The sequence below is a fragment of the Pseudomonas sp. SWRI111 genome, assembly GCF_014268555.1.
In the GTDB taxonomy this organism is placed as follows: domain Bacteria; phylum Pseudomonadota; class Gammaproteobacteria; order Pseudomonadales; family Pseudomonadaceae; genus Aquipseudomonas; species Aquipseudomonas hamedanensis.
The window spans coordinates 1-23,678 of record NZ_JABWQQ010000030.1 but is presented as its reverse complement, the minus strand read 5'-3'; the positions used below and the strand labels follow the sequence as shown (position 1 = coordinate 23,678).

The following is a 23,678-nucleotide window of genomic DNA, read 5'->3' as shown; positions in this document are numbered from 1 at the left end:
ATGGTCCCAGCAGAATGCTCGGACATTCTGCTGGAGCCGGCCCGTGAAAGCCCTCGACGAACTGACTTTCGACAACCGCTTCGCCCGTCTGGGCGACGCGTTCTCCGCTCACGTGTTGCCCGAGCCGATCGACAATCCGCGTCTGGTCGTTGCCAGCCCGGCAGCCCTGGCCTTGCTCGACCTCGACCTGGCCAGCGCCGAAACCGAAGAATTCGCACAACTGTTTGGCGGCCACAAGCTGTGGGCCGATGCCGAGCCACGGGCGATGGTGTATTCCGGCCATCAGTTCGGCGGCTACACCCCGCAGCTGGGCGACGGTCGCGGTTTGTTGCTGGGCGAGGTGTACAACAACGCCGGCGAACACTGGGACTTGCACCTCAAGGGCGCCGGGCAGACGCCGTTCTCACGCATGGGCGATGGCCGCGCGGTGCTGCGCTCCTCGATTCGTGAATTCCTCGCCTCCGAAGCGTTGCATGCGCTGAACATTCCTTCTTCCCGCGCCGCCTGCGTGATTGGCTCCGACACCCCGGTCTGGCGTGAAAAGCAGGAGCGCGCGGCGATGGTGCTGCGTCTGGCACCCAGCCATATCCGCTTCGGCCACTTTGAATACTTCTATTACACCAAGCGCTCCGAGCAGCAAAAGCAGCTCGGCGAACACGTACTGGCGATGCATTTTCCTCAATGCCTCGAGCAACCGGAACCGTACCTGGCGATGTTCCGCGAGATTGTCGAGCGCAATGCCGAACTGATCGCCAAGTGGCAGGCCTACGGTTTTTGCCACGGAGTCATGAACACCGACAACATGTCGATCCTCGGCATTACCTTCGACTTCGGCCCGTTCGCCTTCCTTGATGATTTCGATGCGCACTTCATCTGCAACCACTCCGACGATCAGGGCCGCTACTCGTTCAGCAATCAGGTGCCGGTCGGTCAATGGAACCTCAGCGCCCTGGCTCAGGCGCTGACGCCGTTCATCAGTGTCGATGCTCTGCGTGAAACACTTGGCCTGTACCTGCCGCTGTTCCAGGCGCACTACCTCGACCTGATGCGCCGCCGCTTCGGCTTCACCACCGCCGAGGACGATGATCAGCAGTTGCTGGAGAACTTGCTGCAACTGATGCAGAACAGCGGCGTCGATTACACGCTGTTTTTCCGCCGGCTCGGTGAAGATTCAGCCGAACAGGCTGTCGCCCGCCTGCGCGATGACTTCGTAGATATCAAGGGATTCGATGCCTGGGGCGAGCGTTACGTCGCGCGGGCTTCACGCGACGGCAATGCCGACCAGGAACAACGCCGCGCGCGGATGCACGCGGTCAATCCGCTATATATCCTGCGCAATTACCTCGCGCAAAAAGCCATCGATGCCGCCGAACAAGGCGATTACTCAGAGGTTCGCCGACTGCACACGGTGTTGAGCAACCCGTTCGAAGAGCAGCCGGGGATGGAAGGTTATGCCGAGCGACCACCGGAGTGGGGCAAGCATTTGGAGATCAGTTGTTCGTCGTGAGCCCCAGCGCGCGAACTTGATAAACAGTTCGTGCGGCTCCAGATAGGTCGTACGAACCGCTGAATTCCAATGAGCCGATTATGACCACCCCTCTCCTCATCCCTTGCCCCACTTGCAACGGCCTCAACCGCATCCCCGCTGAGCGTCTCGCTGACCAGCCCAAGTGCGGGCGCTGCAAATCTGCGGTGCTGTTGAGCAAACCCTTTGAACTCACGCAAGGCGACTACGCCAGCCAGATCAAGGGCGATTTGCCGTTGCTGGTGGACGTATGGGCGGACTGGTGCGGGCCGTGCAAGTCGTTTGCGCCGGTGTTCGAACAGGCGGCGGCGCAGTTGGCGGGCAAGTGTCGGCTGGCCAAACTGGACAGCGAGGCGAATCAACAGTTATCGGCGCAATTGGGGATTCGCTCGATCCCGAGCCTGATTCTGTTTAAAAACGGCAAGGAAGTGGCACGCCAGAGTGGCGCGTTTCCGTTGCCGCAGTTGCTGGCGTGGCTGCGTAGCCAAGGTATCTGACCACACACAAATCCAATGTAGGAGTGAGCCTGCTCGCGATGAGGCCGTCACATTCAACATTTGCGTTGGATGAAAGGACGCTATCGCGAGCAGGCTCACTCCTACAGGGGGCAGTGTGTATTCGGGGAATCAGTGGTCTTCCAGCAAGTTATGCAATTCGACGAATTGCTGCGTCAGCTTGTGCCGTGGATCGAGGTGGATCAGCGGCATGCTCGCCTGGTGGGATTCGCGCATGCGCACCGAACTGCTCAGGTACACCGGCAACACTGGCAGCCCTTCGGCAATCAGCTCATCCAGCATCTGCTGCGGCAGGCTGGCGCGGGCCTGAAACTGGTTGACCACAATGCCTTCAACCTCCAGACCTTCGTTGTGGTCGTCCTTCAACTCTTCGATTTCAGCAATCAGGCCGTACAGCGCCTGACGCGAGAAGCTGTCGCAATCGAAGGGAATCAACACCCGATCCGCCGCGATCAGTGCCGATACCGCGTAAAAATTCAGCGCCGGCGGGGTGTCGAGGTAGATGCGGTCGTAGTCTTCGGACAGCTCATCCAGCAACTTGCGCAGCTTGTTGATCTTGTGCTTGGCCTCGAGCTTGGGCTGCAAGTCGGCCAGCTCGGCGGTGGCGGTGATGATGTGGAGATTGTCGAACGGGGTTTCGTAGATATCCGCCTGATTCTTTTTCGAGAACGGCCCCGACGACAGGGTCTGCTTGAAGAAGTCAGCGATGCCCATCGGAATGTCGTCACCGGTGAGCCCGGTCAGGTATTGAGTGGAGTTGGCCTGGGCGTCCAGATCCACCAACAACGTGCGATAACCCTCGCTGGCGCTGACCGCGGCCAGGTTGCAGGCGATGCTGGATTTGCCTACGCCACCTTTCTGATTGAACACCACGCGCCGCATGACCAAACCTCCGTGTATCAAAGAATGACCGAGTGTAGATGCGGGCGACCTCGCTTCGCTACCTCCACGGCCAGGGACTACGCCTTGAGGTGTAAATGTCGACATCCGGGCGTGGAAAAAACCGCGTGAGAATACAGAGACACCTGACAGACAGGCCGCGGAGATTCTGGATAATGGCCAAGTGACAGTTATCCAGCGAACCGCTCAGTACATTTTGTTGGGCAAAATGTAACCAGCATTTGCTAGACACCCGTCGCACCGGGATAATGCGCGCCACCCGGCGCTAAGCGCCAAGCCAAGCCTGCTGCGGCGCTGGCGATCCATCGCGTCAACGAAAGCCCGCAGGGGCGGGATGAATGTCCGTGATCAACTTCAACATCGCCCAATGGCGCGCATGGGCCCCGGGGCTCGACAGCGTGGACGCCTGGCAGGCCTGGAGCCGACAGCCGGTGGTGCTGCAGAGCAGCGATGCCGCGCCCGATGTGTCGTTTCTGCCGGCCATGCAACGCCGTCGCCTCAGCCGTCTGGCGCGGATGGCTTTCAGCGTTGGCTGGCCACTGGCCGAGGGACGCGACAACCTGCCATTGGTGTTCGTTTCGCGGCACGGCGAAACGCCGCGTACGTTCGACATCCTCAGTGATCTGGCAACCGATCAGCCGCTGTCCCCGACCCAGTTCAGCCTCTCGGTGCACAACGCGATCATCGGCCTGTGGTCGATCATGCGTGGCGAAACCAGCGAGATGACCGCCCTTGCCGCCGCCGGCGACGGCCTCGAACACGGCATGCTCGAAGCCGCGGCGTTGCTCGCTGAAGGTGCCCCGGCAGTGTTGCTGATCGTGACCGAAGAACAACCGCCCGAAGCGTACTCGCAGTGGATTGACGATGTGCCGTTCCCCTACGCACTCGCGCTGCTGATCACTGCCGGTACCGACTGGCGGCTGACGCTGAACAGCAGCACAAAAATCCAGTCAAAGGCGCACTGGCCGCACGCGCTCAACCTGCTGCGCACCCTGCTCGGCCAGCAAACCCATTGCCAACATGCCTGGAAAAATCGTGTATGGACCTGGCAACGCAACCCGTGACCGAGAAGAACCGCGACGCCTATTACTGGCGCCTGCTCGCCACCGCGGCGAGCTTCGCCCTGTTCGGGCTTGGCGGCCTGTGCCTGCGCCTGCTGGTTTTCCCCCTGCTTGCCTGCCTGCCCGGCGATGCCCTGGTGCATCGACGGCGCGCGCGGCAGACGGTCAGTCGGCTGTTCTGGTTTTTCGTGCGGTTCATGGCCCGCACTGGTGTGCTGACCTATGACATCCAAGGCGCCGAACGCCTCGGCCGCCCCGGACAGATGATCATCGCCAACCACCCTTCGTTGATCGACGTGGTGTTTCTGATCGGTCTGGTGCGCCAGGCCAATTGCGTGGTGAAGAAAAGCCTGTGGGAGAACCCTTTCACCCGCGGCCCCCTGCGGCGCACCGAATACATCAGCAATGACGGCAGCATGGACATGCTCGATGCCGCCGCCGAGTCGCTGCACAACGGTCAGACCCTTATCATCTTCCCGGAGGGCACCCGCACCCAGCCCGGGCAGGCACCGGCCTTTCATCGGGGCGCCGCTTCGATTGCCCTGCGCGGTGCGAAAATCGTTACCCCGGTGATCATCAAGGTCAACCCGACCACCCTGACCAAAGCCGAACCCTGGTATCGCATTCCCCGCCGCCGCGTGCACTTCAGTTTTCGCGTCGGGGCCGATATAGACCCACAGACCTTCGCCGCGCAGGGGCCGGCACCGCAGGCCTCGCGCAAGCTCAACGACTATTTGCATGACTATTTCATTAAGGAGCTCGCCGAAGATGAGCGAACTGAACACCGCTAGCCTGGTGCGTGACATCAAACTGCTGATCATCGACGCCCTCGGCCTCGAAGACGTTGGCCCCGACGACATCGGTGACGAGCAGACGCTGTTTGGCGAAGGCCTGGGTCTGGACTCGGTCGACGCGCTGGAACTGGGTCTGGCGATCCAGAAAAAATACGGCATCAAGATCGACGCCGATGCCAAAGACACCCGTAACCACTTCACCAACGTGGCGAGCCTTGCGGCGTTCGTCACGGCCAAACAGGCAGCTTGAGACCGGACCATGCAAACTCGTGACGATATCTTCAACACCCTGCGCGAAGCCCTGGTCGAACTGTTCGAACTGGATCCGGCCCGCGTAAGCATGGACGCGAATCTGTATCAGGATCTGGAAATCGACAGCATCGACGCGGTCGATCTGATCGATCACATCAAACGTCAGACCGGCAAAAAAATCGCCGCCGAGGAGTTCAAGTCGGTGCGCACCGTCGGTGACGTGGTCGAGGCGGTGTTCCGTCTGGTTCAACCGGCCACATGAGCCGACTGATCGGCCTGGGCCTGCTGCTGGCCGGTCTGCTGTACCCCTTTGCGGTGTATTTCGGTATGGAACACTTCTCGCCGTGGCAGTTCGGTCTGCTGCTGGGCAGCCTGTGGCTGGCGCGGGCGCTGACCGGCGAGCGCAAACCCGGCAGCCTGTGGATGGCCGGCGTGGCCATTGTGTTCTGCCTGCTGCTGGCGCTGTTCGACAGTCCGCTGTTGTTGCGCTGGTACCCGGTGCTGATCAGCGGGTTCATGCTGGTGCTGTTCAGCCTGAGCCTGAAATACGGCCCGCCGATGGTCGAGCGCCTGGCACGGTTGCGCGAGCCTGAGCTACCGGACATTGCCATTCGCTATACGCGCAAGGTCACGCTGGCCTGGAGCGTGTTTTTCTTTTGCAACGGTTTGTGCGCTGCCCTTCTGACGCTGTGGGCGCCGCTGGACTGGTGGATGTTGTACACCGGCCTGATTTCCTACGGATTGATCGGCCTGATGTTTGCCATTGAATGGCTGATACGACAACGGGTAAGAGGCCGTACATGAACTGGATAAAACTTGAGCAGCTATTGCTCAAGACTGTGCCGGCGCGAGCAATCAGCCACGCACCGGCCATCGATCATGCGCAACTGTGCGAGCAGGCGTTGAGTGTTGCCGCCGGCCTGCAAGCGCAAGGCGTGAAGCGCCTGGCCGTGCATCTGGAAGATGCCGCCGATCTGGCCGTCGCCCTGCTCGGCGCGTGGCGCGCGGGCGCCAGCGTGTTGCTGCCCGCCGACCTGCAAGCGCAGACACGCCAGCGCTGGTCCGGTGAAGTCGATAGCTGGCTGACCGATCAGCCTGGCGACGCGCACTTGAGCGACTTTCACCAAGCCGGGCTGCCGGGCGCCGAACTGGACCTCGATCAGTGCCGCCTGAGCCTGTGCACCTCCGGCTCCAGCGGCGAACCCAAGCGCATCGACAAAACCCTGCGCCAGCTGGCCAATGAAGTCCAGGCGCTGGAGCAGCTATGGGGCGCAGACCTCGGCCAGGCCTGCATCATCGGCAGTGTCGCCACGCAGCACATCTACGGCTTGCTGTTTCGAGTGCTGTGGCCGTTGTGCGCCGGGCGCTCGTTGGTGCGCCGGCAACTGGCGTTTCCCGAGGATTTGCAGCGTGCCAGCCGCGAATATCCGGCCTTTGCCTGGGTCGCCAGTCCGGCGCTGCTCAAGCGCATGGGCGACAACCTCGACTGGCCGGCCTTGAGCGCCGTGCGCCGGGTGTTTTCCTCCGGCGGAGCGCTGCCGCCAGAGGCCGCGCAGAGCCTGCATCAGCGCCTGCAGCAATGGCCGACGGAAATCCTCGGCAGCTCGGAAACCGGCGGTATTGCCTGGCGTCAGGGCGAGCCTTTATGGCAGCCGTTTGCCGGCGTCGAACTGAGCCAGGACAGCGACGGCGCGCTGCTGGTTGCCTCACCTTATTTGCCTGCCGGGCATGTCGAGCATACGGCCGATGCCGCCCGCGTCCAGGCCGACGGGCGTTTCGAACTGCTGGGCCGGCTGGACCGCATCGTCAAACTGGAAGAAAAACGCATCTCGCTGCCCATGCTCGAACAAGCCCTGGTTGCCCATGATTGGGTAGCGGAAGCGCGGCTGGGCGTGGTGCAGGAAAACCGCGCCTCGCTCGGCGCTCTGCTGGTGCTCAGCGAATCGGGTCTGTTTGCGCTGCGCGAACACGGCCGCCGTGGCCTGACCGAAACCCTGCGCAAGCACCTGAGCCAGCATTGCGAAGCCCTCGCCCTGCCGCGGCGCTGGCGCCTGCTGCGCCTACTGCCCCTGAACAGCCAGGGCAAACTGCCCCAGGCCACCGTCGAAGCGTTGTTGCTCGCTGCCCGGCCGAAAGCCCCCGAAGTGCTTGAGCAAAGCGAAACCGAGGGCGAGTGGAGCCTGCAACTAAGCGTGCCGCCGGACCTGGCCTATTTCAGCGGCCACTTCCCCAAGGCGCCGGTATTACCCGGCGTCGTGCAAGTGGAATGGGCGCTGAACCTGGGCCGGCAATTGCTGAAGCTCGATGGCGCATTTGCCGGCATGGAAGTGTTGAAATTCCAGCAACTGGTGCGCCCCGGCGATGAAATCCAGTTGCACCTGCGCTTCGATCCGGCGCGCGGCAAACTGTATTTCGCTTATCGCAACGACACGGCGACCTGCTCGAGCGGGCGCATCCTCTTGGGGAAAAGTCATGCATAACCTGTGGCGAGGGAGCTTGCTCCCGCTGGGTTGCGAAGCAGCCCCACCCGTTTTTGGCAGCCCATCGAAGGCGAGCGCTTCGCACTCGAGCGGGAGCAAGCTCCCTCGCCACAAAGGGGATGTGTTCCATGCATAACCCTTGCGCCGTGATCCCGGTCTACAACCACGAAACCGCGATCACCACCGTGGTCGATGCCCTGCTCGCCCAAGGCCTGCCATGCATTCTGGTGGACGACGCCAGCGAGCCTTCCTGCGCCCGGGTACTCGACACCCTCGCCGGACGCGACAAGGTCTTTCTGGTGCGTCTTACGGTCAATCAAGGCAAGGGCGGCGCGGTGATGACCGGTCTGCGCGAAGCCGCGCGACTGGGCTTCAGCCATGCCTTGCAGGTCGACGCCGACGGTCAGCACGATCTGCAGGATGTCGCCCGCTTCGTCGAAGCATCCCGCGCCTACCCGCAAGCGATGATCTGCGGCTACCCACAGTTCGACGAAAGCGTGCCCAAGGGTCGCCTGTACGCGCGCTATCTGACCCATGTGATGGTGTGGATCAACACCCTGTCGTTGCAGATCCGCGATTCGATGTGTGGTTTTCGTGTCTACCCGCTGGCGCCGACGCTGGCGGTGATCGACTCGGCGAAAGTCGGCAAGCGCATGGACTTCGACTCGGACATTCTCGTGCGCCTGTCCTGGCGCAATCAGCCAATGCGCTGGTTGCACACCCGCGTGCATTACCCGCTGGACGGCGTGTCGCACTTTCGTCTGTGGCACGACAACGCGCTGATTTCCAGCATGCACACGCGACTGTTCTTCGGCATGTTGCTGCGTTTACCGGTGATCCTCTGGCGGCGGTTAAAACCATGAGCGAAGGCGCCGATAACAAACACTGGGCCGACCGCGAGGAACGCGGCAGTTTCCTGCTGATGAAATTCACCGCGTTCGCCGCCAAAGTCCTCGGCCGCCGCCTGCTCAGCCCGTTGCTGTACGGCATCGTCCTGTATTTTTTCCTGTTCGGGCGCATCGCCCGGCGCAGTGCCTGGCAGTACCAGCAACGGCTGGCGGACTGGAGTCATCGCGACAATTTGCGTCCGAGCCATTGGCGGGTGTTCGGCCAGTTCATGGCGTTCGCCGATTCGCTGCTGGACAAGCTCGACGTGTGGAACGGCAAGCTGCGCATCGAACAGATTGAAATCATCGACCCGGCGCTGCTGCGTAAGCAGTTGCGCGGCAGTCGCGGGCAACTGCTGGTCGGCGCGCATCTGGGCAATCTCGAAGTGTGCCGGGCGCTGGCGGAGATCGGCGAAAAAGTCACCATGAACGTGCTGGTGCACACCAAGCATGCCGAGCAGTTCAACCGTTTGCTGGGCGAAGCCGGGGCGACCAATCTGCGCCTGATTCAGGTCAGCGAACTCGACCCGGTGATCATGCTGCAGCTGCACGAACGGCTGGAGCGTGGCGAGTGGCTGGCGATTGCCGGCGACCGCGTGCCGCTGCACGGCGGGCGCAGCGTGACCGTCGAGTTTCTCGGCCAACCGGCGCCGTTTCCGCAAGGTCCGTGGTTGCTGGCCGGGCTGCTCAAGTGCCCGGTCAATCTGCTGATGTGCCTGAAACAACCCGACGGCCACTATCGCCTGACCCTCGAACCGTTCGCCGATGCGGTGGCGTGGACTCGCCGCGAGCGCGAGCAGGTCATTCATCAGTGGGCCACCCGCTACGCGCAGCGCCTGAGTCACTATTGCCTCGAAGCCCCGCAGCAATGGTTCAACTTTTACCCTTTCTGGAAGACCGATGACGACGCCAACCCATGAGCCGGTAACCTTCGGCGAACGCCCCTTGCGCATCGAAGACGTGCTGGCCCTGGCCAACCGTCAGGCCCCCGTGCGGTTGCAGGATGACGCCGATTACCGCGAGCGCATCGCCAAGGGCGCGCGTTTTCTCGATTCGCTGCTGGACAAGGAAGGCGTGATCTACGGCGTCACCACCGGTTATGGCGATTCCTGCGTGGTCGCGGTACCGCTGCATCACGTCGAAGCGCTGCCGCGTCACCTTTACACCTTCCACGGTTGTGGCCTGGGCAAACTGCTCGACGCGCAAGCCACCCGCGCGGTGCTGGCGGCGCGTTTGCAGTCGCTGTGCCACGGCGTGTCGGGGGTCCGGATCGAGTTGCTCGAGCGTCTGCACGCGTTCCTTGACTACGACATCCTGCCGTTGATTCCCGAAGAAGGCTCGGTTGGCGCCAGCGGCGACCTGACGCCGCTGTCCTACGTTGCCGCGACCCTGTCCGGCGAACGCGAAGTGATGTTCCGTGGCGAACGCCGTCAGGCCGCCGACGTGCATCGCGAACTGGGCTGGACACCGTTGGTACTACGGCCGAAAGAGGCGCTGGCGCTGATGAACGGCACAGCGGTGATGACCGGCCTCGCCTGCCTCGCCTTCGCCCGCGCCGATTACCTGCTGCACCTGGCCACACGCATCACCGCGCTCAACGTGGTGGCGCTGCAAGGCAATCCGGAGCACTTCGACGAGCGCCTGTTCGCCGCCAAGCCGCATCCGGGGCAAATGCAAGTGGCCGCGTGGCTGCGCAAGGATCTGGCAATCGATGCGCCAACCGCGCCGCTGCATCGTCTGCAGGACCGCTACTCGTTGCGTTGCGCGCCGCATGTGCTCGGCGTGCTGGCCGACAGCCTGAACTGGCTGCGCGCGTTCATCGAGACCGAACTCAACAGCGCCAACGACAACCCGATCATCGACGCCGAAGCCGAGCGCGTGCTGCACGGCGGGCACTTCTACGGCGGCCACATCGCCTTCGCCATGGACAGCCTGAAAAACCTCGTGGCCAACGTCGCCGACCTGCTTGATCGGCAACTGGCGCTGCTGGTCGATGAGCGCTACAACCATGGCTTGCCGAGCAATCTGTCCGGCGCCCCAGCGGACCGGGCGATGATCAATCACGGCTTCAAAGCGGTGCAGATCGGCACCAGCGCCTGGACCGCCGAAGCGCTGAAAAACACCATGCCGGCCAGCGTGTTCTCGCGTTCCACCGAATGCCACAACCAGGACAAGGTGAGCATGGGCACCATCGCCGCCCGTGATGCGATTCGCGTGCTGGAGCTGACCGAACAGGTCGCCGCCGCCACCTTGCTCGCCGCCAATCAGGGCGTGTGGCTGCGCGCTCAGGCCTTCGATGCGCGCCCGTTGCCGCCAGCGCTGGCCGCGATGCATGAAGAACTCGGCAAAGACTTCCCGCCGGTCATCGAAGACCGTGCGCTGGAAGGCGAACTGCGCCTGTGCCTGCAACGCATCGCCGCACAACACTGGAGGCTGCATGCGTAGCGCCGGGGTATTGCACGCCGACACGGAAATTCTCGTGCCGTTTTTTGACGTCGACACCATGCACGTGGTCTGGCACGGGCATTACGTCAAATACCTGGAAGTGGCGCGATGCGCGCTGCTCGACAAGATCGGCCACAACTACACGCACATGGTCGAGTCCGGCTACGCCTGGCCGATTATCGACCTGCAATTGCGCTATGTGCGCGGCGCGGTGTTCGGTCAACGGCTAAACGTACGCGCAAGCCTGGTCGAGTGGGAAAACCGCCTGAAGATCAACTACCTGATCACCGACCTGGACACCGGCGAACGCCTGACCCGCGCCAGCTCGGTGCAGGTCGCCGTCGACGTCAGCAATCGCGAGATGCAACTGGCTTCGCCGAAAGTCTTCACCGATGCCGTGGAAAGGATGCTGCGATGAATGTTTTGCTTAAAGGTCTGAGCGTTTTGGCGCTGCTGGCGATGTCGTCATGGGCCAATGCCTTCGATCTGCAACAGCTCAGCGAACAACTGGCGAAACCGGACGTGATCCACGGCCAGTTCACTCAGGAAAAACACCTGCGTGCCCTGCCGCAACCGCTGATCAGCAAGGGCCGTTTTGTTCTCGCTAAAAATCATGGCCTGCTGTGGTTGTTGAAAACGCCGCTGCAGCAGGATTACCGCATCACCGCCAAAGGCATCGCCCGCCGTGACACCAACGGTTGGCAACTGCTGCCGAACAAGAGCGCCGGTGCCGAGCAGAACCGTCTGTTCCTCGCTGTATTGCAAGGTGACAGCAGTGGCCTGCAACGGGATTTCGAGCTGACCCTGAGCGGCACGGCACAGCAATGGAAACTGACGCTAACGCCGCGCTCACTGCTGCTCAAGCAAGTGTTCAACCAGATCAACATCGATGGCGGCACGCTGGTGCAAACCATCGAATTGCTGGAAACCCAAGGCGACAGCACCGTGCTGCGCCTGCAGGACAGCACGGCCGAGCAACCGTTGAGCGACGCGGAGCAACATGACTTTGCCGAGTGAACGCAAACTGCCCTGGCTGTTTCTGATCCTGCTGCTGGCGGTCATCGCGCTGGCCGGTTGGCAGTGGCGCAACGGTGCGCCGCTGTCGGCGAACTTGATGGAGCTGGTGCCCGGCACCCATCCCGATGCCCTCGAGCTGCGCGCCGAACAGCGCATGCAGGAGCCGCTCAACCGCGAAATGCTGGTGCTGGTCGGCCACCTCGATCGCCAGCAAGCGCTGACCATGGCGCAAACGCTGGGCGAGCAATGGCAGGCCAGCGGTCTGTTCGAGTCCGTGCAGTGGAATCTGCAAGCGGACCTGCCAGCCTTGCGCATGCAACTGCTGCAAGGGCGTTTGGCGATGCTCTCGGCGGATGATCGCCAGTTACTCATCGAACATCCCGACGTCTTCATTCAGCAGCGGGTGCAAGCGCTGTTCGACCCATTCAACGGTTTCACCCTGGTGCCGAGTCAGGACGATTGGCTAGGCCTGACCGGGCGCATCCAGAACAGCCAGCCGCAACGCGGCGCGGTGCAACTGGACATCGGCAGCGGTGCGTTGATCGCCGAAGCCGACGGCAAGCACTGGGTGCTGTTGCGCGCGCGCACCACGGGCAACGCATTCGACATGAACCTGCCGCTGCAAGTGGCAGACTTGCTCCAGCACAGTCGCGAACAGGCAGCGCAGGCCAACGTGCAGTTGCTCGCCGCGAGTGGCCTGCTGTACGCCGCCAACGGCCAGCAACAAGCCACGCGAGAAATGACCTGGGTGGGCGGCGGCGCGACGGTTGGCATTCTGCTGTTGCTGCTGTTGGCGTTTCGTCGCTGGCGCGTGTTACTGGCATTCGTGCCGGTGGTGGTGGGCATGCTGTTTGGCGCGGTGGCGTGCGTGGCGCTATTCGGACACATGCACGTGATGACACTGGTGCTCGGCTCGAGTCTGATCGGCGTGGCCGTGGATTACCCGCTGCACTACTTGTCCAAGAGCTGGAGCCTCAAGCCCTGGCGCAGCTGGCCAGCCCTGCGCCTGACCTTGCCGGGACTGACGCTGAGCCTGATCACCAGCGTCATCGGTTATCTGGCGTTGGCCTGGACACCATTCCCTGCACTGACGCAGATAGCGGTGTTCTCCGCCGCCGGTTTGCTCGGCGCCTATCTGTCGGCGGTCTGCCTGCTGCCGGCGTTGCTGAAAAATGTCGAACTGCGTCCGGCGCAATGGCCGCTGCGCCTGGCCGAACGCCTGATTCATCTGCGTGAGGCGCTGCTCGGTTGCATTCGCACGCCCGTGCTGCTGGCCCTGCTGATCGCCTTCTGCGTCGGCGGCCTGATGCAATTGCAGAGCAAAAACGACATCCGCCAATGGGTCGGCGCGCCGCAGCATCTGACCGACGAAGCGCAGACAATCGCGCGCATCACCGGATATCAGCCGACCAGCCAGTTCTTCCTCGTCCGCGCCGCCGATCAGCAGCAATTGCTCGAGCGCCAGACGGCGCTGAGCGAGCGGCTGCAGCAACTGGTCAACCTCGACAAGCTGCAAGGCTTTCTGGCCCTCGATCAACTGGTCAGCGCGCCAAGCCAGCAGCAGCAAGTGCGCGAATCACTGAACAAGCTGCCATCGTTCTGGCAACCGCTGCTCGACCTCGGCGTGCCAGCGTCGGCTTTGCAAAACGAATTGCAGCAATTGCAAACGCTGCCAGCCGAAGACATCGACGCAGCGCTGGCCGGCCCGCTCGGCGAGCCTTATCGCACGCTATGGCTTGGCTCGACTGAAGACGGCGTCGCGGCGATCACCAGTTTGCAGGGCTTGAACAATCCATCATTGCTGCGGGTGCAGGCGCTGGATTTGCCGGGGGTGGTGCTGGTCGATCGCTTGGGTGATCTGAACAAGGTGTTCGCCGCTACGCAGATCAGCGCCGCCGAACTGAAACTCGCCTCCTGCGGGTTGATCGTGCTGGTGCTGATTCTGCCGTTCGGCCTGACCGGCGCGCTGCGCATCGTCGCCCTGCCGCTGCTGGCGGCGCTGTGCAGTCTGGCCAGCCTTGGCTGGCTCGGTCAGCCGCTGACCCTGTTCAGCCTGTTCGGCCTGCTGCTGGTGACGGCGATCAGCGTCGATTACGCGATCCTTATGCGCGAGCAGGTCGGTGGCGCGGCGGTAAGTCTGCTCGGTACATTGCTCGCGGCAGTGACGACTTGGCTTTCGTTCGGCCTGCTGGCGGTGTCCAGCACACCAGCGGTGAGCAACTTCGGTCTGTCGGTGAGCCTCGGTCTGGCGTTCAGCTTCATGCTCGCGCCGTGGGCCGGGCGTCATGCACCTGCCGCGCAGGCAAAATCATGATGGTCTTCGGCTTCTGGTTACTGGCCCTGGCGCTGTTTGCGCTGGCGACCCGTGTCGGCCGTCATTTCGGCCTGATTCCGATCGTCAGTCAGTTGCTGCTGGCGAGCTTCGGTTTGCCGCTGCTGATGTACTTCTGGATCGAGCCGGGCTGGCAGCTCAGCGGCGCACAACTGATCGCGCCGCACTGGCTGAAAAACCTCTACAGCCTGAGCTTCGCCTTGCTGCTCGGGCACATTCTCAGCGACGTCATCGACCTGCGCCTCGACCGTCAGAGCGTAAAAATCGCTGTGCCGAGTTTCGCCGTGCCGTTCGCTTGCGGGTTGGCCGTGGCGTCCTGGCTGCTGCCGACGCAACCGTGGCTCAACTCGCTGGCAATCGGACTGGTGTTCGCGATTACCGCGATCCCGGTGTTGTACCTGTATTTGCGCCACATCGATTACCCGCCCGCCGCTACCCGGCGCCTGGTGCAGACCGCGATCCTCATCGACCTGACCTGCTGGACCCTGTTCGGCCTGGCCCAGGGCAGTCTGCACCTGAGCAGTCTGTTGCTTCCCCTGGGCATGGCGGGCGTACCGCTGCTGTTGCGCCTGCTTCAGGTGCGCCGCCCGCTGACTTACAGCCTCGGGTTCTTCGCGCTGCTGGTGATGGCCGAGCATTACAAACTCAATGCACTGATTTTCGGCATCGGCTATCTGCTGTGCATGGCGGTACTCAAGGTGCCGCTGGTGCTGCCGCTGCCCGCACGCTGGATGAGCCGTTTGCAGACCTGGATCGCCATTCCGTTGATCCTCACCTTCGGCATCGTCCAGATCAACGTGCACAGTGCTCTCGCCAGTCTCGACGCCGGGCAATGGGCGGCGCTGCTGCTGTTGCCGATTGCCAGTAAACTGCTCGGCAACTGGCTCGGCCTCGGCTGGGCTGGCGCCTCGTTCGCCGGCGCCAGCCGTTGGCGTGAAAGCGTCTTGCTGAACATTCGCGGCCTGAGCGAAATCGTTTTTCTCAATCTGCTGCTGCAGCAACAGCTCATCACCCCGGCGCTGTACTTCGCGCTGATGCTGATGGGCCTGATCGCAACGCTGCTGCCGGCGCTGATCGGTCTGCATCGCGCGCCCCTGAACCTGCCTCATCCTCTGCCCCGGAGCTCACGTGCCAATCGTTGAAATGGAATCCCGTCAGGTCGTGATCATCGGCGCCGGCCCTTCCGGCGCTATCGCCGCCGCCTTGCTCAAGCGCAAAGGCCACGATGTGCTGGTGATCGAGCGCCAGCATTTTCCACGCTTTTCCATCGGCGAGAGCCTGCTTAGCCATTGCCTGGATTTTGTCGAAGAAGCCGGCATGCTCGAGGCCGTCAATGCCGCCGGATTCCAGCGCAAGACCGGCGCAGCGTTCGCTTGGGGCGAGCGCTACAGCGCGTTTGATTTCAGTGAAACCTTCACCGATGGCAAACCGACCACCTTCCAGGTGCAACGCGCCGATTTCGACAAACTGCTGGCCGATCAGGCAGCGCTGCAAGGCGCCGAAATTCGCTATGGCGATGCAATTGTCAGCGTCGATTTCGACCGGGCGAAACCGCAGCTCGATGTGCGCCGCGAAGACGGCAGCGCCTACCGCGTCGAAGCCGAATTCGTCCTCGATGCCAGCGGTTACGGCCGCGTGTTGTCGCGCCTGCTTGATCTTGAAGCGCCGTCGAACTTCCCGGTGCGCCAGGCCGTGTTCACCCATGTCGAGGATCACATCGACCACCCGGCGTTCGACCGCGAAAAAATCCTCGTGACCACCCACCCGCTGCACCGCGATATCTGGTTCTGGACGATCCCGTTCAGCAACGGGCGTTGCTCGGTCGGTGTGGTGGCAGCCGCCGAGCACTTCCAGGGCCGCGACAGCGATCTGGATGCCTGCCTGCGCAGTTTCATCGCCGAGACCCCGAGCCTCGCCAAGGTGCTGAATAACGCGGTCTGGGACACACCGGCGCGCACCCTCGGCGGCTACGCGGCCAACGTAAAGACGCTGCACGGTCCGGGCTTTGCGCTGCTTGGCAACGCGGCAGAATTTCTCGACCCGGTGTTTTCCTCCGGGGTGACCATCGCCATGCGTTCGGCGAGCATGGCGGCGGCGGTGCTGCACCGACAGTTGCAAGGTGAAACCGTCGACTGGCAACGCGAGTTTGCCGAGCCGCTGAAACGCGGCGTCGACACCTTCCGCTGTTACGTCGAAGGCTGGTACGCCGGTACGTTTCAGGACGTGATCTTTTTCGAGGACGGTCAGGAACCGATTCGTCGGATGATCTGCTCGATTCTCGCTGGCTACGCCTGGGACGAACGCAACCCGTTTGTCAGCGAAGCCCGTCGCCGTTTGAAAATGGTTTCCGAACTCTGTGCAAAGGACGCCCCATGAACTACTTGAGCGACAGCTACGTCGAGGAAACCCGCTTCGGTTTCTGGTTCCTGCGCAGCCACACCTGGCAGCACCATGTGTTGCGCGTGGCGATCAACGATTTGCGCGGGCTGTTCAGCGCAGCGTTGCCGGAACACCCAGTGCTGCTGGATGCCGGCTGCGGCCAGGGCAAGTCGTTCGGCCATTTGCGCCAGACCTTCGCCCCGCAGCGGCTGATCGGCATCGACGCCGACCCGCACAGCCTGGCGCTGAGCGCTGAGGAAGCCGCGCGTCTGGGCCTGGACGTCGAGTTGATCGGCAGCGACTGCGCGACGCTCAAGGTCGAGGACGCGAGTGTCGACCTGTTGTTCTGTCACCAGACCTTTCACCATCTGGTCGAGCAGGAAAAGGCGCTGGCCGAGTTTTATCGGGTGCTCAAGCCCGGCGGTTATCTGCTGTTCGCCGAATCCACCGAGGCTTACATTGATACCTGGGTGATTCGCTGGTTGTTCCGCCACCCGATGCAGGTGCAGAAGAGCGCCGCTGAGTATCTAGAGATGATTCGCGAGCAGGGTTTTGAATTTGATGAGCGCAATGTCTCGTACCCGTATCTGTGGTGGAGTCGGTCGAAGGATTTTGGCTTGCTGGAACGGTTCGGGTTGTGCAAGCCGAAACCGTTTGGCCAGCGCGAGGAAACCCTGGTGAATGTCGTGGCGCGCAAGCCGCTTGCAGGGGCTACCTGATGCACCACTTTCGACCGGCTTACATCGAACCCTGTGGGAGCGGGCTTGCTCGCGAAAGCGGTGGGTCAGCTTGCATGGATGTCGAATGTACCGACGTCTTCGCGAGCAAGCCCGCTCCCACATTGTCCTCTGTGTGGCGACTGTTGGTGGTCGGCATGCTGCTTCTGTTGAGTGCCTGCGCCAGCCAGCCACCATTGCCGGCCGGTCACCCGACGCTGCCCCTGCCGCTGCAACTGCACATCGAACGCGAGCAAGCCGGACAGCGCCAGGACTGGCTGCTGGTGATCCAGCGTGAAGGTGCCGGTATTCGCTGGTCGATGATGGACCCGCTGGGCATTCCCCAGGCGCGTCAGCAGTTGATCGATGGACACTGGCAGGCCGATGGCTTGCTGCCGCCCAATGAGGAAGCGCGCGAGCTGTTTGCGGCGTTGCTGTTCGCCCTGACGCCGTCCGCCGAGCTGCTGCGCAACTATCCTGACGCGCAACAACAGGCCGAACATCGCTCCTTGCCTGCGCGCTGGGACGTCCGTTATGCACAATCGTTGAGTTTTCAATTGATCCTGCCCGAAGGCCCGCATTATCGCGTTTCCCAGTTAGGTGAATCGACGCCATGACCGCTTACCTGAATGCCCTCGGCGTGATCTGCGCGCTGGGCCGCGACAAGCCTGAAGTCGCACGCAACCTGTTCGCCGGCGACTGCTCGGGGATGCGCCGCGAGTCCGGCTGGGTGGCCGAACGGGCGTTGCCGGTGGCCGCCGTGCGCGGTGATCTGGCGCCGATCCCTGCGCAACTGGCCGACCAAAGCAGCCGCAACAATCAACTGCTGCTGGAGGCCGCGCTGCAGATCCGTGAAGACATCGACCGCGCGATCCAGACCTACGGACCTGAGCGCATCGGTGTGGTGCTGGGCACCAGCACTTCCGGCATCGACGAGGCCAGCCGCGGTCTGGCGCATTACATTCGCGAACAGCAATTTCCCGCGCAATACGATTACCGCCAGCAGGAACTCGGCGCTCCGGCGAATTTCCTCGCCGACTGGCTGCAACTGAGCGGCCCGGCCTACGTAATTTCCACCGCCTGCACTTCCAGCGCCCGGGCGCTGATGAGCGCGCAACGCCTGCTTGATCTGGGCCTGTGCGACGCGGTGCTGTGCGGCGGTGTCGACAGTCTGTGCAAGCTGACCCTCAATGGTTTCTCTGCGCTGGAAGCAGTCTGCGACGAGCGCTGCAATCCGTTTTCGGCCAATCGCAACGGCATCAACATCGGCGAGGCCGCCGTGTTGTTCGTGATGAGCCGGCAGCCGGGCGACGGACCGGCCATCGCCTTGCTCGGTGCCGGCGCCAGTTCCGATGCGCACCATATTTCCGCACCGGAGCCGAGTGGGCGTGGCGCGCTGCAAGCGATGCAGAAAGCCTTGAGCCGCGCGCAGTTGCAGCCAGCGCAAATTCATTATCTGAACCTGCACGGCACCGCCACCCAACACAACGACGCCATGGAAAGCCTGGCGGTTGCCACGCTGTTTCCCGAAGGCGTGGCCTGCTCGTCGACCAAACCGATGACCGGCCATACCCTCGGCGCGGCCGGTGCGCTGGAAGCGGCGTTCTGCTGGCTGAGCCTGAGCGCCGCCAACCCCACTGACGCCTTGCCGCCACACGTCTGGGACGGACACGCCGACAGCCAACTGCCGGCGCTCAAGTGGGTGACCGCCCGCGACCGCCTGACGTCCATTGCACCGCGCTACCTGATGAGCAACTCGTTTGCCTTCGGCGGCAACAACGTCAGCCTGATTATCGGAGACGCCCCATGATTGCCTGGCCGCTCGCCGAACTGCTGCCCCATGCGGGCGACATGATTCTGATCGACAAGGTCCTCAGTTTCGATGACGAGCAAATCTGCACAACTCTCACCGTCAAAGCAGAGGGTCTGTTCAACCTGCCCGACGGCAGCCTGCCGGCATGGGTCGGAGTCGAGCTGATGGCGCAAAGCGTCGCCGCCTTCGCCGGTTGCCACGCACGACAAAAGGGCAACCCGGTCGAACTGGGTTTCCTGCTCGGCACGCGAAAATTCGAGTGCAATGTCGAGGCGTTTCCGCCAGGCAGCGAGTTGACCATTCATGGCTTGCGCTCGCTGGAGGACGACAACGGCATGGGCGTTTTCGAATGCCATATCAACGGCGACGGCATTCATGCCAGCGCCCGGCTGAACGTGTTCCGTCCGCCCGAAGCCAACCAATATCTGCAACAAACCAAGGAGTCGAACGATGACTGAATCCGTACTGGTCACCGGCTCCAGCCGTGGCATCGGCCGCGCCATTGCCTTGCGTCTGGCGCAAGCCGGGCACGACATCGTCCTGCATTGCCGCAGTGGCATGAGCGAAGCCCAGGCGGTGCAGGCTGAAATCGAAGCGTTGGGACGTAAGGCGCGCGTTCTGCAATTCGATGTCGCCGACCGTGAAACCTGCAAAAGCATTCTCGAAGCCGATGTCGAAAATCATGGCGCCTATTACGGCGTGGTGCTCAACGCCGGGCTGACCCGCGATGGTGCATTTCCGGCGTTGAGCGATGACGATTGGGACGTTGTCCTGCGCACCAACCTTGACGGTTTCTACAACGTTTTGCATCCGCTGATCATGCCGATGATCCGCCGTCGCGCCGCCGGGCGCATCGTCTGCATCACCTCCGTGTCCGGGCTGATCGGCAATCGCGGCCAGGTCAATTACAGCGCGTCGAAGGCCGGGGTGATCGGCGCGGCGAAAGCGTTGGCGATCGAGCTGGGCAAGCGCAAAATCACGGTTAACTGCGTCGCGCCGGGGCTGATCGACACGGCCATGCTCGACGAAAACGTGCCGGTGGAAGAACTGATGAAAATGATCCCCGCGCAACGCATGGGCAGCCCTGAAGAAGTGGCCGCCGCGGTGAATTTCCTGATGTCGGCGGAAGCCTCGTACATCACCCGCCAGGTCCTGGCGGTCAACGGAGGCCTGTGCTGATGAAGCGCGTCGTCGTCACCGGCATGGCCGGCATCACCTCGCTGGGCAGCGACTGGGCAACCATCGCCGGCAACTTCGCGGCCAATCGCAGCGGCATTCGCCGGATGGACGAGTGGGATCGCTTCAGCGAACTCAACACGCGCCTGGCCGGGCCGATCGATGACTTCGTGGTACCGGCACACTGGACGCGCAAGCAACTGCGCAGCATGGGCCGGGTGTCGCGGCTGGCGGTCGGCGCGGCGGAACAAGCCCTGGCCGATGCCGGCCTGCTCGGCGACGAGTCGATCAAGGACGGGCGCATGGGCGTGGCGTGCGGTTCATCCACCGGCAGCACCGACGAGATCAAGGCGTTCGGCAACATGCTGCTCAACTCGGTGGCCGAGGGGCTCAACGCCAACTCCTACGTGCGCATGATGCCGCACACCACCGCCGCCAATATCAGCATTTTCTTCGGCCTCACCGGTCGCCTTATCCCGACGTCCAGCGCCTGCACCAGCGGCAGCCAAGGCATTGGTTATGCCTATGAGGCGATCAAGTTCGGGCGCTTGCCGTTGATGCTCGCCGGCGGCGCCGAAGAGCTGTGCCCGACCGAAGCCATGGTCTTCGACGCGCTCTACGCCACCAGTTTGAAAAATGATGCACCGCAGACCAGCCCACGCCCGTACGACAAGGGCCGCGACGGCCTGGTCATTGGCGAAGGTGGCGGCATGCTGGTTCTTGAGGAGCTTGAACACGCCCTCGCCCGTGGCGCGCATATCCACGCCGAAATCGTCGGTTTCGGCAGCAACGCCGATGGCCAGCACACCACTCGCCCGGAACAGCTGACCATGCGCCGCGCCATGGAGCTGGCGCTGGAAGACGCCGGGCTGACGCCGGACGCCATCGGTTATGTCAATGGCCACGGCACGGCTACAGAACAGGGCGACATTGCCGAAACACTGGCGACCAGTAGTTTGTTTGGGGAGCGCATGCCAATCAGTTCGCAGAAAAGTTTCCTTGGCCACACGCTGGGAGCCTGCGGCGCACTGGAGTCGTGGTTCAGCATCGAAATGCTCAATCGCGACGAATACGTGCACACGTTCAACCTCGACGAGGTCGACCCGCACTGCGGCAAGCTCGACTACCTGCGCGGCGAATTCCGCCAGATGCGTCATGACTACGTGATGAACAACAATTTCGCTTTTGGTGGCGTCAACACCTCGTTGATTTTCCGCCGCTGGCACTGACCGCAAGACATTTGGAGTGAAGGGAATGACTCAGTTTTACCGCATCGCCGCCCTGCTGGCCCTGGCCTTTGTACTCGGCGGATGCACCAGCAAACCGGTGTATAACGCCAAGGAAGAGTTCTCGCCGAACCTGGGCTTCACCCAGCAACAGATGAGCCGCGCGATCGTCACCGCACTGAACGACCGTCAATGGGTCGTGCAATCGGTGCGTCCGGGCATGATCAAAGCCGCCATCACCGTCCGCGGCCGCCATCACGCCGAAGTCGATATTCCGTTCACCCCGACCTCGTTCGAAATCGACTACCGCAGCAGCTACGGCCTCAACGCCAAGGACGGCAAAATCCACGGCAACTACAACCGCTGGGTCAACCGCCTGCGCGACAACGTGCTGAAAGAGCTGTCGATCAACCCGGACATCGAATACGTCAACAACCTCGGCATCATCAAACAGGGCGCCGAAGAGCCGACTTACCTGAGCTTTCGTGAGGGCGTCAAACGCGCCACCGACGCCGGCCTGCTCGACGGCAGCGTGAAGTTCTACCTGGCCGGCGAAACCCTGCCCAAACAGGTGCGCAAACTCGACACCGTGAGCAGCAGCCGCAAGACCAACGGCTCGAACAAGTCCGACGAAGACGCCTGCTTCTGGGCTTTGCAATCAGCCCTGGCAACGCTGCAGGACGCCGCGAAGAAAGCCGACGCCAACGCCGTGATCAACATCGCCAGCGTCGACCAGCGCGACCTGTACAAAGACACCGAGAAATTCCAGTGCCGGGCCGGGCTGGTGGTGTCGAGCGTGGCGTTGCGTGGCGATTTGGCGCACGTGGATTGATTGGACAGTAGAAACGACAAAGGGCGCCATTCGGCGCCCTTTGTCATTTAACCCTGTTCAGGTACTGGCGTGTAACTTCAAACCCAACGCCTTCACCACCTTGAGGATTGTTCCGAACTCTGGGTTTCCTTCGCCTGAAAGTGCGCGGTAGAGGCTCTCTCGGGACAGCCCTGCGTCACGTGCGACCTGGGTCATGCCTCGCGCTCTCGCTATGGTGCCCAGTGCCTTGGCGATAAAAGCCGGGTCGTCTCCAGCCTCCTCCATGCAGGCATCCAGATAATTGGCCATGTCCTCTTCTGTCTTGAGGTACTCGGCTGAGTCCCAACGAGTGAATTGTTCGGTCATGGGTTTTGCTCCTGCCAGGATTTCGCGATGAGCCTGGCTTGCTTGATATCTCGGGGTTGGCTGCTCTTGTCTCCGCCGCAAAGGAGGATGACCACTTGCCGACCTTGTTGCATGAAATAGACTCGATATCCGGGACCGTAGTCAATTCTGACTTCGCTGAGCCCTTCACCGATGGCTTTGACATCATCAAAGTTTCCATCGGCCATACGATCAATTCGCACCTGAATACGCATCCTGGCGCGGCTATCAGGCAATTTTGAAAGCCAACTGGAAAATGTGGAACTTCGAAGAATCTCAGCCATGGCCGAAGTGTAGCCTTTGGGCCACAGATGCTCCACATTGTTTTCTCTGAAGCTGATGTACGGTGTCTACACTCGTTGAGTCAGCGAATACCCGTCGCTACGTCAAGGAGATGACCCTATGCACGTGAAAGTCCTGATCGCCGTTGCGCTTCTCACACTCCTGCCCGGCGCCAGCCACGCTACCAACCTGATGTACATGCCTTTCGAAACCGTGCTGTCGGACGCCATTCGTGCCGGGCGACTCGATGGCAGCGTGAAGTTTTACCTGATCGGTAACGGGCCGCAGGGCACTCAGCAGTTGTTGCGCCGCGGTGTGATCAGCGACCTGAAAACCAATGGTTTCAACAAGAGCGACCAGCGATCCTGCGAGTGGGTGTTGCAGTCGAACCTGATCAAGTTGCAGGCCGATGCCAAGCGGGTCGGGGCGAATGCAGTGGTCAATATCGTCAGTTACTACGACCAGCGGGTGCGCAAGGATTTGAATACCTATGAGTGCCGGGCAGGGATTTTTGTCACGCGGGTGGCGTTGAGGGGGGATTTGGTGCGGTTGCCTTAGTTGGCACCTGAATGTCTGGGGTGTTGCTTCTGGCCTCTTCGCGAGCAGGCTGAACTGGTCAAGTAATACCAGACACCGGTTACGGCGTTTTATGCCGCTTTTTGCTCCATCGCTATTGGCGACAG

Annotated in this window: 27 protein-coding genes; 24 read left to right on the top strand and 3 right to left on the bottom strand. The window is 62.2% G+C overall.

The features are described 5' to 3' along the window. The first annotated feature begins 43 nt into the window (after positions 1–43). Together selO and trxC are read left to right on the top strand one after the other, a co-directional pair. On the top strand, positions 44–1,507 hold the full coding sequence (selO, locus tag HU755_RS24700) for a protein adenylyltransferase SelO (RefSeq protein ID WP_186637506.1): 1,464 nt from the start codon (positions 44–46) through the stop codon (positions 1,505–1,507). Between the two features lie 80 nt (positions 1,508–1,587). After that, positions 1,588–2,022: a thioredoxin TrxC gene (gene trxC / locus HU755_RS24695; RefSeq protein WP_186637503.1), complete on the top strand. Its 435-nt coding sequence runs from the start codon at positions 1,588–1,590 to the stop codon at positions 2,020–2,022. A gap of 129 nt (positions 2,023–2,151) precedes the next feature. Here trxC and HU755_RS24690 read toward each other — a convergent pair whose 3' ends face one another. Beyond that, positions 2,152–2,922, bottom strand: a complete 771-nt coding sequence (locus HU755_RS24690) for a ParA family protein (protein WP_024011296.1) — start codon at positions 2,920–2,922, stop codon at positions 2,152–2,154. 356 nt (positions 2,923–3,278) lie between these two features. Between HU755_RS24690 and HU755_RS24685 the strand changes: the two genes are divergently transcribed. The 21 genes from HU755_RS24685 to HU755_RS24585 all read left to right on the top strand — a co-directional run bounded on the left by HU755_RS24685 (position 3,279) and on the right by HU755_RS24585 (position 22,350). Next, a complete protein-coding gene (locus tag HU755_RS24685) occupies positions 3,279–4,004 on the top strand; it encodes a beta-ketoacyl synthase chain length factor (RefSeq protein ID WP_186549463.1) in 726 nt (241 codons plus the stop codon). Then, on the top strand, positions 3,980–4,792 hold the full coding sequence (locus HU755_RS24680; protein WP_186619606.1) for a 1-acyl-sn-glycerol-3-phosphate acyltransferase: 813 nt from the start codon (positions 3,980–3,982) through the stop codon (positions 4,790–4,792). Before HU755_RS24685 ends, HU755_RS24680 begins: the two co-directional genes overlap by 25 nt. Next, entirely contained in the window at positions 4,770–5,045 is a 276-nt protein-coding gene (locus tag HU755_RS24675) for a phosphopantetheine-binding protein (protein WP_186619607.1), read from the top strand. Before HU755_RS24680 ends, HU755_RS24675 begins: the two co-directional genes overlap by 23 nt. 9 nt (positions 5,046–5,054) lie before the next feature. Next, positions 5,055–5,309 (top strand): acyl carrier protein, encoded by a 255-nt coding sequence (locus tag HU755_RS24670; RefSeq protein WP_186637501.1) that lies wholly within the window; start codon positions 5,055–5,057, stop codon positions 5,307–5,309. Continuing rightward, entirely contained in the window at positions 5,306–5,851 is a 546-nt protein-coding gene (locus HU755_RS24665) for a hypothetical protein (protein WP_186637499.1), read from the top strand. Before HU755_RS24670 ends, HU755_RS24665 begins: the two co-directional genes overlap by 4 nt. Next, positions 5,848–7,527 carry an acyl-CoA synthetase family protein gene (locus HU755_RS24660; RefSeq protein WP_186637496.1) on the top strand — a complete coding sequence of 560 codons (1,680 nt, stop codon included), beginning with the start codon at positions 5,848–5,850 and terminating at the stop codon, positions 7,525–7,527. Before HU755_RS24665 ends, HU755_RS24660 begins: the two co-directional genes overlap by 4 nt. Positions 7,528–7,655: 128 nt before the next feature. Continuing rightward, positions 7,656–8,390, top strand: coding sequence for a glycosyltransferase family 2 protein (locus HU755_RS24655; protein WP_186549476.1), 735 nt, complete (start codon positions 7,656–7,658; stop codon positions 8,388–8,390). Next, the gene (locus HU755_RS24650; RefSeq protein ID WP_186637493.1) at positions 8,387–9,334 is read left to right on the top strand and encodes a glycosyl transferase; all 948 of its coding nucleotides are present in this window, start codon (positions 8,387–8,389) and stop codon (positions 9,332–9,334) included. Before HU755_RS24655 ends, HU755_RS24650 begins: the two co-directional genes overlap by 4 nt. Then, complete coding sequence (hutH, locus tag HU755_RS24645; RefSeq protein ID WP_186637491.1) at positions 9,315–10,859, top strand: histidine ammonia-lyase; 1,545 nt, start codon at positions 9,315–9,317, stop codon at positions 10,857–10,859. Before HU755_RS24650 ends, hutH begins: the two co-directional genes overlap by 20 nt. After that, positions 10,852–11,277, top strand: a complete 426-nt coding sequence (locus HU755_RS24640; protein WP_186619612.1) for a thioesterase family protein — start codon at positions 10,852–10,854, stop codon at positions 11,275–11,277. The genes hutH and HU755_RS24640 overlap by 8 nt, the downstream gene beginning before the upstream one ends. Then, entirely contained in the window at positions 11,274–11,876 is a 603-nt protein-coding gene (locus HU755_RS24635) for an outer membrane lipoprotein carrier protein LolA (protein WP_186637489.1), read from the top strand. The genes HU755_RS24640 and HU755_RS24635 overlap by 4 nt, the downstream gene beginning before the upstream one ends. Further along, positions 11,860–14,190, top strand: coding sequence for an MMPL family transporter (locus HU755_RS24630; protein ID WP_186637486.1), 2,331 nt, complete (start codon positions 11,860–11,862; stop codon positions 14,188–14,190). The genes HU755_RS24635 and HU755_RS24630 overlap by 17 nt, the downstream gene beginning before the upstream one ends. Next, complete coding sequence (locus HU755_RS24625; RefSeq protein ID WP_186637476.1) at positions 14,187–15,350, top strand: sodium:proton antiporter; 1,164 nt, start codon at positions 14,187–14,189, stop codon at positions 15,348–15,350. Before HU755_RS24630 ends, HU755_RS24625 begins: the two co-directional genes overlap by 4 nt. Next, positions 15,337–16,584 (top strand): tryptophan 7-halogenase, encoded by a 1,248-nt coding sequence (locus tag HU755_RS24620; protein WP_186637474.1) that lies wholly within the window; start codon positions 15,337–15,339, stop codon positions 16,582–16,584. Before HU755_RS24625 ends, HU755_RS24620 begins: the two co-directional genes overlap by 14 nt. Further along, positions 16,581–17,306 carry a class I SAM-dependent methyltransferase gene (locus tag HU755_RS24615; protein WP_186637470.1) on the top strand — a complete coding sequence of 242 codons (726 nt, stop codon included), beginning with the start codon at positions 16,581–16,583 and terminating at the stop codon, positions 17,304–17,306. The genes HU755_RS24620 and HU755_RS24615 overlap by 4 nt, the downstream gene beginning before the upstream one ends. Then, positions 17,306–17,920, top strand: a complete 615-nt coding sequence (locus HU755_RS24610) for a hypothetical protein (protein WP_189664200.1) — start codon at positions 17,306–17,308, stop codon at positions 17,918–17,920. Before HU755_RS24615 ends, HU755_RS24610 begins: the two co-directional genes overlap by 1 nt. Next, positions 17,917–19,113, top strand: coding sequence for a beta-ketoacyl-[acyl-carrier-protein] synthase family protein (locus HU755_RS24605; RefSeq protein ID WP_186637467.1), 1,197 nt, complete (start codon positions 17,917–17,919; stop codon positions 19,111–19,113). Before HU755_RS24610 ends, HU755_RS24605 begins: the two co-directional genes overlap by 4 nt. Further along, positions 19,110–19,574, top strand: coding sequence for a hotdog family protein (locus tag HU755_RS24600; RefSeq protein ID WP_186619620.1), 465 nt, complete (start codon positions 19,110–19,112; stop codon positions 19,572–19,574). The genes HU755_RS24605 and HU755_RS24600 overlap by 4 nt, the downstream gene beginning before the upstream one ends. Beyond that, complete coding sequence (fabG, locus tag HU755_RS24595) at positions 19,567–20,295, top strand: 3-oxoacyl-ACP reductase FabG (protein WP_186637464.1); 729 nt, start codon at positions 19,567–19,569, stop codon at positions 20,293–20,295. Before HU755_RS24600 ends, fabG begins: the two co-directional genes overlap by 8 nt. Then, complete coding sequence (locus tag HU755_RS24590) at positions 20,295–21,521, top strand: beta-ketoacyl-ACP synthase (RefSeq protein WP_186637462.1); 1,227 nt, start codon at positions 20,295–20,297, stop codon at positions 21,519–21,521. Before fabG ends, HU755_RS24590 begins: the two co-directional genes overlap by 1 nt. 25 nt (positions 21,522–21,546) lie before the next feature. Continuing rightward, positions 21,547–22,350: a hypothetical protein gene (locus tag HU755_RS24585; protein ID WP_186637461.1), complete on the top strand. Its 804-nt coding sequence runs from the start codon at positions 21,547–21,549 to the stop codon at positions 22,348–22,350. 57 nt (positions 22,351–22,407) lie between these two features. Here HU755_RS24585 and HU755_RS24580 read toward each other — a convergent pair whose 3' ends face one another. Together HU755_RS24580 and HU755_RS24575 are read right to left on the bottom strand one after the other, a co-directional pair. Continuing rightward, on the bottom strand, positions 22,408–22,695 hold the full coding sequence (locus HU755_RS24580; protein ID WP_007943750.1) for an addiction module antidote protein: 288 nt from the start codon (positions 22,693–22,695) through the stop codon (positions 22,408–22,410). Next, complete coding sequence (locus tag HU755_RS24575; RefSeq protein ID WP_186637460.1) at positions 22,692–22,997, bottom strand: type II toxin-antitoxin system RelE/ParE family toxin; 306 nt, start codon at positions 22,995–22,997, stop codon at positions 22,692–22,694. The genes HU755_RS24580 and HU755_RS24575 overlap by 4 nt, the downstream gene beginning before the upstream one ends. A gap of 118 nt (positions 22,998–23,115) precedes the next feature. Between HU755_RS24575 and HU755_RS24570 the strand changes: the two genes are divergently transcribed. Further along, positions 23,116–23,553 carry an excinuclease gene (locus HU755_RS24570; protein WP_186637459.1) on the top strand — a complete coding sequence of 146 codons (438 nt, stop codon included), beginning with the start codon at positions 23,116–23,118 and terminating at the stop codon, positions 23,551–23,553. The last annotated feature ends 125 nt before the right edge of the window (positions 23,554–23,678 follow it).

What these genes read in the sequence shown, in the direction of transcription:
- HU755_RS24615 (WP_186637470.1), top strand. Translation starts at nt 16,581, where the DNA reads ATGAACTACTTGAGCGACAGCTACGTCGAGGAAACCCGCTTCGGTTTC.
- HU755_RS24635 (WP_186637489.1), top strand. Translation starts at nt 11,274, where the DNA reads ATGAATGTTTTGCTTAAAGGTCTGAGCGTTTTGGCGCTGCTGGCGATG.
- HU755_RS24570 (WP_186637459.1), top strand. Translation starts at nt 23,116, where the DNA reads ATGCACGTGAAAGTCCTGATCGCCGTTGCGCTTCTCACACTCCTGCCC.
- HU755_RS24690 (WP_024011296.1), bottom strand. Translation starts at nt 2,922, where the DNA reads ATGCGGCGCGTGGTGTTCAATCAGAAAGGTGGCGTAGGCAAATCCAGC.
- HU755_RS24650 (WP_186637493.1), top strand. Translation starts at nt 8,387, where the DNA reads ATGAGCGAAGGCGCCGATAACAAACACTGGGCCGACCGCGAGGAACGC.
- HU755_RS24630 (WP_186637486.1), top strand. Translation starts at nt 11,860, where the DNA reads ATGACTTTGCCGAGTGAACGCAAACTGCCCTGGCTGTTTCTGATCCTG.
- HU755_RS24675 (WP_186619607.1), top strand. Translation starts at nt 4,770, where the DNA reads ATGAGCGAACTGAACACCGCTAGCCTGGTGCGTGACATCAAACTGCTG.
- HU755_RS24670 (WP_186637501.1), top strand. Translation starts at nt 5,055, where the DNA reads ATGCAAACTCGTGACGATATCTTCAACACCCTGCGCGAAGCCCTGGTC.
- hutH (WP_186637491.1), top strand. Translation starts at nt 9,315, where the DNA reads ATGACGACGCCAACCCATGAGCCGGTAACCTTCGGCGAACGCCCCTTG.
- HU755_RS24575 (WP_186637460.1), bottom strand. Translation starts at nt 22,997, where the DNA reads ATGGCTGAGATTCTTCGAAGTTCCACATTTTCCAGTTGGCTTTCAAAA.
- HU755_RS24580 (WP_007943750.1), bottom strand. Translation starts at nt 22,695, where the DNA reads ATGACCGAACAATTCACTCGTTGGGACTCAGCCGAGTACCTCAAGACA.
- HU755_RS24640 (WP_186619612.1), top strand. Translation starts at nt 10,852, where the DNA reads ATGCGTAGCGCCGGGGTATTGCACGCCGACACGGAAATTCTCGTGCCG.
- HU755_RS24600 (WP_186619620.1), top strand. Translation starts at nt 19,110, where the DNA reads ATGATTGCCTGGCCGCTCGCCGAACTGCTGCCCCATGCGGGCGACATG.
- trxC (WP_186637503.1), top strand. Translation starts at nt 1,588, where the DNA reads ATGACCACCCCTCTCCTCATCCCTTGCCCCACTTGCAACGGCCTCAAC.
- HU755_RS24590 (WP_186637462.1), top strand. Translation starts at nt 20,295, where the DNA reads ATGAAGCGCGTCGTCGTCACCGGCATGGCCGGCATCACCTCGCTGGGC.
- HU755_RS24585 (WP_186637461.1), top strand. Translation starts at nt 21,547, where the DNA reads ATGACTCAGTTTTACCGCATCGCCGCCCTGCTGGCCCTGGCCTTTGTA.
- HU755_RS24625 (WP_186637476.1), top strand. Translation starts at nt 14,187, where the DNA reads ATGATGGTCTTCGGCTTCTGGTTACTGGCCCTGGCGCTGTTTGCGCTG.
- HU755_RS24610 (WP_189664200.1), top strand. Translation starts at nt 17,306, where the DNA reads ATGCACCACTTTCGACCGGCTTACATCGAACCCTGTGGGAGCGGGCTT.
- HU755_RS24685 (WP_186549463.1), top strand. Translation starts at nt 3,279, where the DNA reads ATGTCCGTGATCAACTTCAACATCGCCCAATGGCGCGCATGGGCCCCG.
- HU755_RS24680 (WP_186619606.1), top strand. Translation starts at nt 3,980, where the DNA reads ATGGACCTGGCAACGCAACCCGTGACCGAGAAGAACCGCGACGCCTAT.
- HU755_RS24655 (WP_186549476.1), top strand. Translation starts at nt 7,656, where the DNA reads ATGCATAACCCTTGCGCCGTGATCCCGGTCTACAACCACGAAACCGCG.
- HU755_RS24605 (WP_186637467.1), top strand. Translation starts at nt 17,917, where the DNA reads ATGACCGCTTACCTGAATGCCCTCGGCGTGATCTGCGCGCTGGGCCGC.
- HU755_RS24665 (WP_186637499.1), top strand. Translation starts at nt 5,306, where the DNA reads ATGAGCCGACTGATCGGCCTGGGCCTGCTGCTGGCCGGTCTGCTGTAC.
- HU755_RS24660 (WP_186637496.1), top strand. Translation starts at nt 5,848, where the DNA reads ATGAACTGGATAAAACTTGAGCAGCTATTGCTCAAGACTGTGCCGGCG.
- fabG (WP_186637464.1), top strand. Translation starts at nt 19,567, where the DNA reads ATGACTGAATCCGTACTGGTCACCGGCTCCAGCCGTGGCATCGGCCGC.